The organism is Phytohabitans sp. LJ34 (assembly GCF_052068095.1).
Classification (GTDB): Bacteria; Actinomycetota; Actinomycetes; order Mycobacteriales; family Micromonosporaceae; genus Phytohabitans.
The window spans coordinates 210843-224776 of the sequence record NZ_JBQHDG010000012.1; the positions used below are offsets into that span (position 1 = coordinate 210843).

Here is a 13934-nt window from a genome sequence, read left to right on the forward strand (position 1 = left end):
TTGATCGGATCGGAGACCGAATGTGACCGGTTGATATTGACTTTGATCGGGCTGAGTGCTTGGTTGGGTCCCATGAGACGCACCGTCGCATTGACCGCTCTGACGAGCCTGGTCGCCGCGGCCGCCAGCGCGCCCGGTGTGGCCAACGCCGGCGCCGCACCCGCCGAGTGGCAGCCGGGCACACCCCCGATAAGCACGCCGTGGACCGCCGAGGTCGGCCCGGACAACGCACTTCCCGAGTACCCGCGCCCCCAGCTCGTCCGCAGCCGCTGGCAGAGCCTCAACGGGGTGTGGCAGTTCGCCGGCGCGGCCGAGGGTGAGGCGCCGCCGTTCGGCGAGGAGCTCAGTGAGCGCGTTCTCGTGCCCTACCCGATCGAGTCCGCGCTCTCCGGCATCCAGCGACGCGAAGACCGGATGTGGTACAAGCGGACCTTCCGCGTGCCGACCCGCTGGCAGGTCGGTGGCGAGCAGCGGCTGCGGCTCAACTTCGGCGCCGTCGACTACGACGCCACGGTGTGGGTCAACGGCACGCGGGTCGCCACCCACCGCGGCGGCTACGACGCGTTCAGCGTCGACGTCACCGACGCCCTGCGCCCCACCGGCCAGCAGGAGCTCGTCGTCGGCGTCACCGACCTGACCGACCAGACCTGGCAGCCGGTCGGCAAGCAGCGCAATGTGCCGGACCGGGGGATCTTCTACACCTCCTCCTCGGGCATCTGGCAGAGCGTGTGGATGGAGCCGGTGGCGGCCGGCCACATCGAGCGGCTGCGGATGACCCCCGACGTCGGCGACGGCAGCCTCAGGCTCACCGCGCTGGCCGAGGGTGGCGACGGCCTCACCGTCGAGGCGGTCGCCTCCTCCGGCGGCAAGGTCTTTGGCCGGGTCAGCGGGCCCGCCGGCGCCGAGCTGCGCCTGCCGGTGCGCAACCCCAAGCTGTGGTCGCCCGACTCGCCGTTCCTCTACGACCTCACCGTCAAGCTCTTCGACGGCAACCAGCGGGTCGACCTCGTCACCTCGTACTTCGGCATGCGCGAGGTCGGCACGAAGAAGGGCGCCGACGGCAAGCCGTACATGACGCTGAACGGCGAGATCCTCTTCAACATGTCCACACTGGACCAGGGGTTCTGGCCGGACGGCATACACACCGCGCCCACCGACGAGGCGCTCCGCTTCGACCTGGCCGAGCACAAGCGACTCGGCTTCAACACGGTGCGCAAGCACATCAAGGTGGAGCCCGACCGCTGGTACTACTGGGCCGACAAGCTCGGGCTGATGGTGTGGCAGGACATGCCGTCCATGCGCACCGGCGGGACACCGCCCGAGGACGCGCGCCAGGAGTTCGAGCGGCAGCTGCACGAGATGGTCGAAGAGCACCGCAGCTGGACGTCCATCACCGTGTGGGTGCCGTTCAACGAGGGCTGGGGCGAGTGGGACCGGGTCGCTACCGGGCGCATCGCCGACGAGGTCGGCGCGCAGGACCCGAGCCGCCTGGTCAACGCCCACAGTGGAGTCAACTGCTGCAACTCGCACGGCGACTCCGGTCGCGGCGACATCGTCGACTTCCACGAGTACCACGGCCCCGCGTCCCCGGTGCCGAGCGGCGACCGGGTGGCCGTCGACGGCGAGCACGGCGGCTTCGGCATGGAGGTCGACGGGCACATGTGGTTCGGCGAGGGCCACGGGTACGGTGCGCTCCTCCCGGACAGCGCCGCGCTCACCGCGGCCTACGTCCAGAACCAGCGCAACCTGCTCACGATCGCCAACCGGTGTGGCCTCTCCGGTGGCGTCTACACCCAGATCACCGACGTGGAACACGAGGTCAACGGCTTCTACACGTACGACCGCCGGGTCGCGAAGATGGACTTCGGGCGGGTACACGACGTCAACCAGGCGATCATCCGGTCGGTCGACGGCACCGGCGCGAACGTGCCGGCGCCACCACCCGGCACGCCCGGCCTCACCGGCGTCGGCTACTGGCCGATGGACGAGGGCAGCGGCACGGTGACGGCGGACGCGGCCGGCGACCACGACGGCACGCTCGTGAACGGTCCAACGTGGACACCGGGTAGGAGCGGGAGCGCGCTCCAGTTCAACGGCGCCAACCAGTACGTGGACACCGGCGCCCCGATCCTCCAGACGACCGGCAACTACACGACCTCGGCGTGGGTCAAGCTCGACAGCCTCGGCGGCTTCGCCACCGCGGTGAGCCAGGACGGCGACCCGCACAGCGCGTTCTTCCTCCAGTACTCGGGGGCCGACAACCGCTTCGCGTTCAGCTTCGCGGGCGTCCGGGCGCTCGCGCCCACCGCGCCGGAGACCGGCCGGTGGTACCACCTCGCGGGCGTGCGCGACATGGGCACCGGTTCGCTGACGCTCTACGTCGACGGGCAGAAGGCCGGCACCGCCAACTCCTGCCTGGGTGCCTCGTCGAGCGGCAACACGGTCATCGGCCGCGGCAAGTACAACGGCAATCCCGTCGACTTCTGGCGCGGCGCGGTCGACCAGGTGCGGGTCTACGACCGCGCGCTCTCCGCGGCCGAGGTGGCGCAGCTGTACACCGCCGGAGGATAGGGGAGGTAGGTGGTGAAGGGCTGGCCCTCGGCGTGGCCAGCCCTTCGCCCGTTCGTGTTTCCGCGGGAGACCGGCCGCTATACGATCACATGATCGGTGTCGAAGCGGGGGTCAACCGTGACAGCCAGCACCGTGGATCTCCTGCCGCTCGGATGGGCGGGCGGCGAGGGTCGGCGCGATCCGAAAGCGCGGGCCAAGATGGGCCGTGCCGCCCGAAAGCGGGTGCCGCTCGCCAGCCACGCCGAGTGGCGGCCGGGCCCCGATCGCCTCGACCCGCTCGCCGTGCTCGCGGCACAGGACACCACCCGCCTGCCGGAGCTCGTGCCGATCCGGTACGGGCGGATGCTCGTCTCGCCGTTCACGTTCTACCGGGGCGCGGCCGCTGTGATGGCGGGTGACCTGGCTTCGACCCCGGTGTCCGGCTTCGTCACCCAGCTGTGCGGTGACGCCCATCTGTCCAACTTCGGGGCGTACGCGTCGCCGGAGCGCAACCTCGTCTTCGACATCAACGACTTCGACGAGACGTTTCCCGGGCCGTGGGAGTGGGACGTCAAGCGGCTCGCCGCGAGCTTTGTCATCGCCGGCCGCGACAACGGGTTCGGCCGCAAGCAGCGGGCCGCGACCGTCCTCGCCACCGTGGCCGGCTACCGGCGGGCGATGACCGCCTTCGCGGAGATGGGTGAGCTGGCCGTCTGGTACGCGCGGGCCGACGCCGACCGGGTGCGGCGGGTCAACGCCGCGGGGATGACCAAGGCCACCCGCCGGAAGTTCGAGCGGGCCGAGGCGCGGGCACGCACCCGCGACAGCATGCAGGCCCTGCGCAAGCTCACCGGCCTCGTGGGCGGCCAGCGGCGGATCCTCGCCGACCCGCCGCTGGTCGTGCCCATGCAGGACCTGCTGCCGGACATCGAGCGCAAGCTCCTGGAGGAGCAGATTCGTGGCCTTCTGCGCGGATACCGGCGGAGCCTGCCGGCCGCCCGGCGGCACCTGCTCGACGCGTTCGAGTTCGTCGACATGGCCCGCAAGGTCGTCGGCGTGGGCAGCGTCGGCACCCGCTGCTGGATCGTGCTGCTGCGCGGCCGCGACGACGGCGACCCGCTGCTGCTCCAGGTGAAGGAGGCGCAGCCCTCCGTGGTCGCGCCGTACATCATGGACAGTGGCGCGTTGCCCTGCGTGCGGCACTGCGGTGAGCGGGTGGTCGCCGGGCAGCGGCTCATGCAGGCGGTCAGCGACATCTTCCTCGGCTGGCAGACCGCCGAGGGCGTCGACGGCCAGGTGCGCGACTTCTACGTGCGCCAGCTGCGCGACTGGAAGCAGACGGCCGTCATCGAAGGCATGGATCCGGACACCATGCGGTCGTACGGCGACCTGTGCGGGTGGGTGCTGGCCCGCGCCCACGCGCGTACCGGCGACCGGATGGCGATCGCGGCCTACCTCGGCGACGGCGAGACGTTCGACCGGGCCCTGCTGGAGTTCGGCGAGCGGTACGCCGACCAGAGCGAGCGCGACCACGCCGCTCTCGCCGAGGCCGCCGGCGCGGGCCGCGTCCCGGTCGTCACCGGGGTTTGAGGGAAGGAGAGCGACGATGTGTCGCTGGCTGGCCTACTCGGGAACACCGATCCTGCTCGAAGAGCTGCTGTACAGGCCGCGGCACTCGCTCATCGACCAGAGCCTGCACGCCCGGTTCGGGGTGGAGACGACCAACGGCGACGGGTTCGGCGTCGGATGGTACGGAGTGGACGGTCCGCCCACGCCGGCGCTCTTCCGCGGCACCGGCCCGGCCTGGGGCGACCCCAACCTGCGCGAGCTGGCCCACGCGATCTCCTCGCCGCTCTTCCTGGCACACATCCGGGCGAGCACGGGGACGCCGGTGCAGCAGACCAACTGCCACCCCTTCCGCGAGGGGCGCTGGATGTGGCTCCACAATGGAGTGATCCGCGACTTCGCGAAGCTCAAGCGCGACCTCGTGTTCGCGGTCGACCCCGCCCTGTACCCCAACATCGCCGGTTCGACGGACTCGGAGGTGATGTTCTACCTCGCGCTCACCTTCGGCCTGCGGGACGAGCCGGTCCCCGCGGTGGAGCGGATGGTGGGCTTCGTCGAGTCGGTGGGCCGGACGCACGGCGTCGCCGCGCCGATGCAGATGACGGTGGCGGCGACCGACGGCGACCGGCTGTGGTCCTTCCGGTACTCCAGCGAGCGCAACAGCAGGTCGCTCTCGTTCAGCACCGAGATCTCCGCGCTGCGCCAGCTCTACCCGGACAACGAAGTCTTCCAGCGGGTGTCCGACGAGACGCGGGTCGTCGTCTCCGAGCCGATCGCCGAGCTCGACGGCGCCTGGCAGCCGGTGCCCGAGTCCAGCTACCTGGTCGTCCAGAAGGGCGCGGACGAGCTGGGCGCCTTCCACCCCAGGGCGGCGTGAGCCCGCGCCCGCGATCAGAAGAGGACCGGCCGGAGGAGGCGGTGTGGGCAGAGCGGCGGCTTCTCCGCATATCGCGCCGACGCCGTGCTGATCCTCGGCGCGGTGCTCGCGCTGGTCGGAGCCGCGTTTACAACAGGTTCACGACGCCGCTCCTAGCTTCGCCGGCATGAAGAGGTACGTGACGATCCTGACCGCGGCGGCGCTCCTCGTGCCGGCCGCGTGCACGGAAGACGACAACGGGCCCCCGCCGCGGTCCGCGAGTGCCTGCCCGCGCGAGCTGGACGCGGCGCTCGGCGCGTGGGCGGGTGCCGGCTTCAGCGGTTCGGTCGCGGTCGCGACGGGGGAGCGGTTCGACTGCCTTGCCGCGTACGGCTCGGCGGACGACGCGACCGCGACGTCCAACAAACCGGAGACGGTCTTCGACATCGGCTCGGTCACCAAGGCGTTCACGGCCGCGGCCGTCTACCACCTCCTCGACGACCGCCGGCTGGCGCTGGACGACCGCGCCGGCGCGCTCCTGCCGGATCTGCGCGGCCCGGTGCGGGAGGCCACCGTGCGGCAGCTGCTGCTGCACACCAGCGGACTGCACGGCACCCACGCCAACGACTCCGAGCCGCTGAGCCGGGAGGCCGCCATCGCGAGAATCGACGAGCTGGACCTGGCCGGCAAGCCCGGCGAGCGCTACCTGTACTCCAACGCTGGTTACACTCTGTTGGCCCTGATCATCGACAAGGTGTCAGGTACCAACTATCGGGACTACATGGTGTCGCACATCCTTCCGCTGCCCGGCGGCGGCCGCGCGGGTGGCTTCTGGAGCGGGCAACCGGCGGCGCCGGGGCCGCGCGCGGTCGGTTACATGGAGGGCGGCGGCACCGGTGCGCGCGGCGACTTCGCCGGCCCGTACTGGGCGTTCGAGGGCAACGGCGGCCTCGCGATGACGATGAAGGACCTCGCCACCTGGACACACGCGCTCTTCACCGGCAAGGTGGTGTCCGCCGGTTCGGCCGCGGCGATCGCCAAGCCGGGGCGCGATCTGGGCGAGGGGCGGGGCGAGGCGCCCGGCTGGGTGGCGTTCGACGCGTCGCGTTTCGGCGTGCCGTTCCTCGCCACCGCCGGCGGTGGCGGCGACATCGGGCACAACGCGGTCGTCGTGTGGCTCCCCGGCCAGCGGCGCACGATCGCGATGGCCTCGAACAAGCCGAAGCTCTCCGCCGAGCGGCTCCTCGAGACGATCGGCCCGGCGCTGGCCAAGGGCGAGCCGTTGCCCACCCCGAGCGCGCGGGCCGGCGGCGGCGACCTGGCGAGTGCCGCCGGCACGTACAAGCTGGGTACCGGCGGGTCGTTCCAGGTCGCCGTCCGTGCCGACCACCTGACCGCGACCCCGACCGGGACCGACGCGGTGGCCGCGCTCTTCCCGCCACCCGCGGACGTGTCCACAGAGGACCTCCGCCACCACGAGAACCAGGTGCGCGAGCTGCTGGCCGGGAAGACGAAGGAGGGGCGCAAGGAGGTGGAGGCCTTGGAGTCCGACATCGGGCCGCTGGACTCCGTCTCGGTCGCCGGCACGGTCGTCGCCGACGGCGAGCTGCGTACGTACGTGACGATCACGACCGGCGGCCGGCCGATCCTCGGCTGGTACGCGCTGGACGAGGCGGGCGGCGTCGGGGCGGCCGAGCTGCCCACGGACGCGCCGTCACTGGACCTGGTCCCGTCCGGCGGCGGCAGCTACCGGCCGGACCGGCCGGTGCCCGTGACGATCGCGTTCGCCGGCCGTCGCATGACCCTCACCGGTCCGGCCGGAGCGGTGACCGCCGAGCGGACCGGCTGAGCGTGCGCGTACTCCTCGTGGAAGACGACCCGGACCTCGCCGAGGTCGTCGCCCTCGGGCTGCGCAACGAGTCGTACGCGGTCGACGTCGCCGGCACCAGCGGCGGCGCGGAGGAACACCTCCGGACGACCGCGTACGACGTCGCCTGCGTCGACCTCGGCCTGCCCGACGGGGACGGGCTCGACCTGGTGCGCCGCCTCGGCCGCGACCCCGACCTGCACCGCCCGCGGCGGCTGCTCGTGCTCACCGCGCGGGACGGCGTCGCCGACCGGGTCGCCGGGCTCGACGCGGGCGCGGACGACTACCTCGTCAAGCCCTTCCACTTCAGCGAGCTCACCGCCCGCCTCCGCGCGCTGGCCCGCCGCGCCGACGAGCACGGCACCACACTCCAGGTCGGCGACCTGCTCCTCGACCTCGCCACGCACCGCGCGTGGCGGGCCGGCGTCCCGCTGGTGCTGACCGCGCGCGAGTACTCCCTCCTGCGCTACTTCATGCACCATCCCGGACGCGTACTCTCCGCGGAGGAGTTGCTGGAACACGTGTGGGACGCGCACGCCAACCCGTTCACCGCCTCGGTCCGCGTGATCCTCAGCCGCCTGCGCCGCAAGCTCGGCGAGCCGGCGCTGATCGTCACCCTCCCCGGCGCCGGCTACCAGCTGAGGGCCGAGCCGTGAGGCGGGGGTGGCGGTCGCTGCGGGTGCGCCTGGCGACTCTCGGCTTCCTCGCCATCTACCTGCCGGCGCTGCTGCTCTTCGGCGTGATCCTGGCGACCGACACCGAGGTCACAGTGGACACCGGCGAGCCGGTGACGTCGACCCGCCACCTCTCCGGCTGGCCGCTCGCCACGTTGCTCGCGCTCGGCCCGGTCGCCGCCCTGCTCGCCTGGTGGTGGGCTGGCCGCGCGGTGCGGCCGCTGCACCGGGTGCGCGCGGTCGCCGAGGACATCGAGGCCACCGACCTGAGCCGCCGCATCGGCCTGGAACGCGGGCCGGTCGAGGTCACCGCGCTCGCCGCGAGCTTCGACGCGATGCTCGACCGCCTGGAGGCGGCCGCCGAGACCCAGCGCCGCCTCGTCGAGGAGACCAGCCACGAACTGCGCGTGCCGCTCGCCGTGCTGATGACGAACGCCGAGGTGCTGCTCGCCCACCCCACGCCCACCGTCGAGGTCTATCGCCAGGGCCTGGAACGCGCCAAGGCGGCCGCCGACCGTCTACAGCGGACAATCGAGGAACTGCTGGTCGACGCGCGCGGCCGGGCCCGCACGCTCGACCGGCGGGCGGTCGACCTCGCGGCCGTCGTGCGCGCTCTCGTCGAGGAGGCCGGCGTGCTGGCGACGGCCCGGGGCGTGGACATCGCCGTCGGCGGCCCGCCTTCCGTCGTGTGCCAGGTGGACGAGCCGACGGTACGGCGCGCCGTCTCCAACCTTCTCGACAACGCGATCCGCCACGCGCCCTCGGGCTCGACAGTGGACGTCCACGTAGGACGCGCGCCGGATCGGCTGGTGTCGGTGACCGTCGTCGACCACGGCCCCGGTATCCCCGCCGGGCAGCTGGAGCACATATTCGAGCGCTTCTGGCGCGGCGGCGAGGCGGGCACCGGCGAGGCGGGCGGCGGCGAGGCGGGCACCGGCCTCGGGCTCCCGATCGCCAGCCAGATCGCCCAGGCACACGGCGGCGCCGTCACAGTGACCTCACCCGGCCCAGCCGGCGACGGAGCCGTCTTCCGCCTCACCTTGCGTGGCTGACCGGAGTCACGTCACGCATCGCCGCTTGTGTGCGCGGTGCGCCCGATGTCCGGTGGCTCGGCCGGAATGGCCGGCACCCGGGTGTCGTTGAACAGGCGGCTCACGAATGACCCCGATGGCGGGGCTCGAAACGGGCCGGATTTGTTGGAATGGCGGGCCGGGTCGGGTCGTTGACCAACCGGCGCCAGAGTTTCCCCCTTTTTCGTGCCACCGCAATGGTGCGCGCGTTCCCCCCTGGATTGGAGAAGAGCGTGAACACGATGCTGCGTAAGACGGTGACCGCGTTCGCGGGTTTCGCCTTCGCCGGTGGTGCCCTGCTCGGTCCGTCCGCGGCGGCGATGGCCGCACCGGCCGCGCCGGAGATGACGTCGGTGGCGTACACGACGTCGGGTAAGCCGACGGTGGAGTCGCTGACTCCGCACGGCGTGCAGGGTCGGCAGTCGTACCTGGTGCTCAGCGATGAGCAGGTCGGTAACGCGAAGGCGATCATCGCGGCGACGAAGAAGGCCGGAATGGACGAGCGTGCGGCGGTTGTGGCGATCGCCACAGCGTTGCAGGAGTCCAAGTTGGAGAACCTGGGTCATCTGGGTGACCTGAACGACCACGACTCGCTGGGACTGTTCCAGCAGCGTCCGTCGGTCGGTTGGGGTACGCCTGAGCAGGTCACCGATCCGGCGTACTCGACCGCGGCGTTCCTGTCCGGTCTGAAGAACGTGGACGGGTGGCGGAACATGCCGCTGACCGACGCCGCGCAGGCGGTGCAGGTGTCGGCGTTCCCGTTCGCGTACGCGCAGTGGGAGTCGATGGCGGCCAAGACCGTCGCCGCCTACTGGAGCTAACTCCCCCGAAGACAGCTGGCCGGGTTCCTCCCCACCCCCCCCGGGGAGGGACCCGGCCAGCGCCTTATCGCCGCCTTGACGAAAAGACCTTCGAGTCGTTATCGTCATGGCGACGAAAATGAGGGAGGAGTCGGGATGGCCGACATCACGAGGAGACTGTTCCTGCGGCACCTGCGCGGGGCGCCGACAGCTTATGTGCGGCATGTCGTCCGCGGGCGGGTGCGGCACGAGGGCGTGGGCACCTCGTTCTGGTACCGGCCGCTGCACGCGGTGCTCTCCGAGGTGCCGGTGGACGACCGCGAGCTGCCGCTGCTCTTCCACGCCCGCACGGCCGACTTCGCCGACGTGACCGTGCAGGCCACGGTGACCTACCGGATGAGCGATCCGGCCCTCGCCGCGAGCCGGCTCGACTTCTCCATCGACCCGCTCCGGGGCGGGTGGCGCGGTCAGCCGCTCGACCAGGTGGCCACGCTGCTGGCCGAGCTGGCCCAGCAGCCGGCCCTCGACCTGCTGGCGCGGGTGCCGCTCACCGAGGCGCTGGCCGGCATCGCGACGGTCCGCGAGGCGGTGGCCACGGCCCTCGCCGGTGACCAGCGGCTCACCGAGATCGGTGCGAGCGTGGTCTCGTCGCGGGTGGTGGCGATCCGGCCGGAGCCGGAGGTCGAGCGGGCGTTGCAGACCCCGACCCGGGAGGCGGTGCAGCAGGAGGCCGACCGGGCCACCTACGCCCGCCGCGCGGTCGCGGTCGAGCAGGAGCGGGCCATCGCGGAAAACGAGCTGCAAAACAAGATCGAGCTTGCTCGCCGCGAGCAGCAACTCGTCGAGCAGCGCGGCGCCAACGACCGCCGGGCGGCCGAGCTGGAGTCCGCGGCGAAGCTCGTCACCAGCCAGGGGCAGACCGACCGGGCCCGGCTTGCCGCCGAGTCCGAGCGGGCGCGCGAGCAGGCGCGGGCCGACGGTGTGCGCGCGGTCGGGCTCGCCTCGGCGGAGGCGGAGACCGCCCGGCTGGCCGCCTACCGCGATGTCCCCGAGTCGGTGCTCTACGCGCTCGCGCTGGAAAAGCTGGCCGGCCAGCTGCCGCAGATCGGCGAGCTGACCATCACGCCCGACGTGGTGACCAAGCTCGTCGGCAGGCTGTCCAACGGAGCCGCGTGATGACCCTGCCACCCCGGGTCGTGACCGTGACCCGGCGCAGTGAGCTCGACGAGCTGCTGGCCCGCCACGGCACGCTCGGCGCCGCCGGCTACTTCCTCCGGCAGCGCGGCCGCGACCTCGCCGAGGTGCGGCGGCGGCACGACGCGCAGGCGGCCGCGCTGACCACGGTCGGCGCGGCCGTCCCGGCCGACTGGCGTCGGGGGCACGTCGACCGCGACGACCTGCCGCGGTTCATCTTCGGGCCGGAAGACATCGTGCTCGCGGTCGGCCAGGACGGGCTGGTCGCCAACGTCGCCAAGTACCTCGACGGGCAGCCGGTCGTCGGCGTCGACCCGGAGCCGGAGCGCAACCCCGGCGTGCTGGTGCAGCACGCCCCGGCCGCCGTGGCCGCGCTGCTGCGGCGCGAGCTGCACACCGAGCGGCGGACGATGGTGGTCGCCGAGCTCGACGACGGCCAGCGGCTGTACGGGCTGAACGAGGTCTACATCGGACACCCGAGCCACCAGTCGGCCCGCTACGTGCTCGGCACGGCTGACGGCGCGGTCGAGCGCCAGTCCTCCTCCGGCGTCGTGGTCGGCACGGGCACCGGCGCGACCGGGTGGTGCGCCTCGATCGCCCGGCCGCTGGCGTACGTGCCCGACCTGCCCGAGCCGACGGAAACGGAGCTCTGCTGGTTCGTCCGCGAGGCCTGGCCCTCACGCGCGACCGGGACCACCCTCACCCAGGGCAACCTGTCCGGCCCGGAGCGGCTGGAGCTGACCAGCGAGTCGGAGCGGCTCGTCGTCTTCGCCGACGGGCTGGAGACCGACCATCTGGTGCTCGCCTGGGGCCAGCGCCTGCGGATCGGGCTGGCTGACCGCTCACTCAGGATCGTGCCGCGCGCTCCAGCGAACTAGGGTCGCGCCGCGCGCTCCAGAAGCTCGTGGATGAGCGCCACCACCTCGTCCGGCGTGAAGTCCATGGCGTTGTCGCCGACGCTGACCTCGAAACCGCACCGGGTGGGGTCGGGCGAGGAGCGGGTGCGGCCGAAGACGTACATGCCGCGTTCGGCCACCATCTCCGCCCCGGCCCGGTCGACGTCCGCCTGCGACGCGGGCAGGTGCACGTGGAAGATCGGGGTCTGCGGCGGGTCCGGCAGCGCGAGCGCGGCGCCGTCCGCGTTGATGGCGCGGGCGATCGCGATCGCGTGGTCGCGGAAGGCGGGCATCCGGTCCGGCAGCTCGTCGAGCCCCACGAGCGCGGCCAGGGCCAGCGGCCAGGCGTCGCGGATGCCGCCGCCCAGCCGCTGCCGCCAGACGGCCGCCTCGGCGAGCGTCTCCGCGTCGGCGGCGAGCACCGCGCCGCGGACCCCTTGGAGTCCTTTGTAGAGGGACACGTAGACGGAGTCGAAGGGTGCGGCGATCTCGTCCAGCGGGCGCTTGTAGTACGTCTGCGCCTCCCAGATCCGGGCGCCGTCGAGGTGGGCCGCGGCACCGCGTTCGCGTACCGCGGCGACCTGCGCGGTGAGGTCGTCCCACTCCGGCAGCAGGCCGCCGATGTCGCGCTGCGGCAGCTCCCAGACGACCGCGGCGAGTGGTGCGCCGATGGCCGCCAGGTCGGCGCCGGTCATCAGCCGGTGGCGGTCGCCAGCCGCGTGCATGCGCAGCCCGTGCACCACGGCGTAGCCGCGCTCCTCCCACACGTCGAGGTGGCACTGCGGGTGCGCGGCGAACGACCAGCGCCCGCGCCGCTCGGCGTGGACGCGCAGCACGGTCTGCTGGGCCATCGTGCCGCTGGGGAAGAAGAGCGCCGCCTCCTTGCCGAGCAGGTCGGCCAGGCGCCGCTCCAGCTGGGCCACCGGGCCGCGCTCGCCGTCGGGCGGGGTGTCGGGGTCGACATGGTCGAGCATGCGGCGCAGCACCGCGTGGGGCATCCGGCGATGGGGCGCGTGCAGGAAGAGAGATCGGCCGCTCATCTACCGATGATGCCGCGCCAGTCGGCGGGGGAGACGCCCCGGGTGGCCGCCACGATGCGGGCGGCCGCGCGGGTGAGCGGCACCAGCCCGGCACGGTCGACCTTGTCGAGCGTGTCCGCCTTGTCGAGCAGATACCACGGCGCGGCCAGGAAGTTGACGATCGGCACACCCGCCGAGTAGTAGAAGGCGGCGTCGGTGGGCGGGCGCTCGCCCAGCGCCGTCGGCGGCAGGATCAGCGACCGGTGCACGCCCTCGGCGACGAGCGCGGCGCGCACCTCGGCCTCCAGCGCCGGCACCGCGCTGGTGAAGAACCACCGCGGCACCGGCAGCCCGGTCGGCACCACGGCGCCGTGGCGCTCGGCGAACTCGCGGGCCGCGTGCTCCAGGTGCAGCTCCAGCACCGTGCGGTCGAGCTCGGCGCGGTGGGCGGCGATGAAGCCGAGCTGGCCCGTGAAGCCCGCCACGTGCGCGGCGTGCAGCAGGAACACCAGGCGGTGGGGCCGCTCCCGTCGCGGCCGGGACGCCCAGTGGCGGGCCTGGGCCAGCACGAGCGCGATGCCGCTGGCGTCTTCGACGGCCGACGACCAGGGACCGTCGTGGTGCGAGCCGACGATCACGAGGTCGTCGTCGGCCCCGGGCAGCTCGCCGACCACGTTGTGGGTGGTGACCGGGTCGACGGTCGTGACCGTGGTCAGCCGCACCCGCACCGGCCCGGTCGCGAGCCGGTCGCGCAGCCACTGCCCGTCGCTGCCGCTGATCCACACGCCGGGGATCGGCCGCGCCACCGCGTCGTACGGCACGAAGTAGTGGTGGGAGTCGCCCGGGTAGCCGGGCAGCGCGCCGATGAACGCCGCCGCGCCGGCCGCGATCGACGGCTCCATCACCGAGAGCAGCTCGGGCCCGAACGGCAGCACGTGCTCCGCGCCGGCGAGCGTGCCCTCGGGGTCGACGACCCGCTGCGGCTGGACCGCGCCCAACCCGAGGTCGGCGGGGAGGCGGAGGAGGCGCACGTCGTAGAGGGACGCCTTGCCCGCCACGGCGGCGCCGAAGGGCGCCAGCTCCAGGTCGAGCCCGGCGGCCGGCGCCGCGTACGGCACCGGGTAGCAGTCGAGCTCTCGGGCCGGCCCGTCCGGCGGGGTGGCGCGCAGCGACCAGCGGTGTGGGCGCCAGCGTTGGGCGGTCACCGGCTCGAGGCGCACGCGCTCCAGGCCGAACCGCCGGAACTGGCCGGCGATCCACCGCTCCACCCAGATGTCGGCGGGGTAGCCGGGGCGGCGGATGCCGCGCTCGTAGATCGTGCGGATCCAGCCGAACATCGTCGCCTCGCCCGGCACGGACGGCCCGCCGCCGGACAGTGGCAGCCCGGCGCCGATTACCCCACTCGACCGCAGCACCGCGCGCCGCGTCCACAGTGGCCGCAT

The 13934-nt window shown here is 72.8% G+C and carries 11 protein-coding genes; 9 read left to right on the top strand and 2 right to left on the bottom strand.

Features of this window, described 5'->3' with window-relative positions; translation table 11 throughout:
• Positions 1-72: 72 nt before the first annotated feature.
• The 9 genes from ACTMTJ_RS22420 to ACTMTJ_RS22460 all read left to right on the top strand — a co-directional run bounded on the left by ACTMTJ_RS22420 (position 73) and on the right by ACTMTJ_RS22460 (position 11455).
• Positions 73-2571: a LamG-like jellyroll fold domain-containing protein gene (locus ACTMTJ_RS22420; RefSeq protein WP_441219600.1), complete on the top strand. Its 2499-nt coding sequence runs from the start codon at positions 73-75 to the stop codon at positions 2569-2571.
• Between the two features lie 117 nt (positions 2572-2688).
• Positions 2689-4140, top strand: coding sequence for a DUF2252 domain-containing protein (locus ACTMTJ_RS22425; protein WP_441219602.1), 1452 nt, complete (start codon positions 2689-2691; stop codon positions 4138-4140).
• 16 nt (positions 4141-4156) lie between these two features.
• Entirely contained in the window at positions 4157-4993 is an 837-nt protein-coding gene (locus tag ACTMTJ_RS22430) for a class II glutamine amidotransferase (RefSeq protein ID WP_441219604.1), read from the top strand.
• A gap of 166 nt (positions 4994-5159) precedes the next feature.
• Entirely contained in the window at positions 5160-6821 is a 1662-nt protein-coding gene (locus ACTMTJ_RS22435; RefSeq protein WP_441219605.1) for a serine hydrolase domain-containing protein, read from the top strand.
• 2 nt (positions 6822-6823) lie between these two features.
• A complete protein-coding gene (locus tag ACTMTJ_RS22440; RefSeq protein WP_441219607.1) occupies positions 6824-7495 on the top strand; it encodes a response regulator transcription factor in 672 nt (223 codons plus the stop codon).
• Complete coding sequence (locus tag ACTMTJ_RS22445; RefSeq protein WP_441219609.1) at positions 7492-8565, top strand: HAMP domain-containing sensor histidine kinase; 1074 nt, start codon at positions 7492-7494, stop codon at positions 8563-8565. Before ACTMTJ_RS22440 ends, ACTMTJ_RS22445 begins: the two co-directional genes overlap by 4 nt.
• Before the next feature lie 251 nt (positions 8566-8816).
• Positions 8817-9404, top strand: coding sequence for a hypothetical protein (locus ACTMTJ_RS22450; protein ID WP_441219611.1), 588 nt, complete (start codon positions 8817-8819; stop codon positions 9402-9404).
• A gap of 135 nt (positions 9405-9539) precedes the next feature.
• Positions 9540-10559: an SPFH domain-containing protein gene (locus ACTMTJ_RS22455; protein WP_441219612.1), complete on the top strand. Its 1020-nt coding sequence runs from the start codon at positions 9540-9542 to the stop codon at positions 10557-10559.
• Positions 10559-11455, top strand: a complete 897-nt coding sequence (locus ACTMTJ_RS22460; protein WP_441219614.1) for a hypothetical protein — start codon at positions 10559-10561, stop codon at positions 11453-11455. Before ACTMTJ_RS22455 ends, ACTMTJ_RS22460 begins: the two co-directional genes overlap by 1 nt.
• Here ACTMTJ_RS22460 and ACTMTJ_RS22465 read toward each other — a convergent pair.
• Positions 11452-12513 (bottom strand): threonine aldolase family protein, encoded by a 1062-nt coding sequence (locus ACTMTJ_RS22465; protein ID WP_441219615.1) that lies wholly within the window; start codon positions 12511-12513, stop codon positions 11452-11454. The genes ACTMTJ_RS22460 and ACTMTJ_RS22465 overlap by 4 nt on opposite strands.
• Positions 12510-13934 (bottom strand): M28 family peptidase, encoded by a 1425-nt coding sequence (locus ACTMTJ_RS22470; protein ID WP_441219617.1) that lies wholly within the window; start codon positions 13932-13934, stop codon positions 12510-12512. Before ACTMTJ_RS22470 ends, ACTMTJ_RS22465 begins: the two co-directional genes overlap by 4 nt.

Bases quoted from the DNA above. Each gene is read 5' to 3' on its own strand.
- ACTMTJ_RS22420 (WP_441219600.1), top strand. From the start codon at position 73: ATGAGACGCACCGTCGCATTGACCGCTCTGACGAGCCTGGTCGCCGCG.
- ACTMTJ_RS22430 (WP_441219604.1), top strand. From the start codon at position 4,157: ATGTGTCGCTGGCTGGCCTACTCGGGAACACCGATCCTGCTCGAAGAG.
- ACTMTJ_RS22435 (WP_441219605.1), top strand. From the start codon at position 5,160: ATGAAGAGGTACGTGACGATCCTGACCGCGGCGGCGCTCCTCGTGCCG.
- ACTMTJ_RS22455 (WP_441219612.1), top strand. From the start codon at position 9,540: ATGGCCGACATCACGAGGAGACTGTTCCTGCGGCACCTGCGCGGGGCG.
- ACTMTJ_RS22460 (WP_441219614.1), top strand. From the start codon at position 10,559: ATGACCCTGCCACCCCGGGTCGTGACCGTGACCCGGCGCAGTGAGCTC.
- ACTMTJ_RS22465 (WP_441219615.1), bottom strand. From the start codon at position 12,513: ATGAGCGGCCGATCTCTCTTCCTGCACGCGCCCCATCGCCGGATGCCC.
- ACTMTJ_RS22470 (WP_441219617.1), bottom strand. From the start codon at position 13,934: ATGCGGCCACTGTGGACGCGGCGCGCGGTGCTGCGGTCGAGTGGGGTA.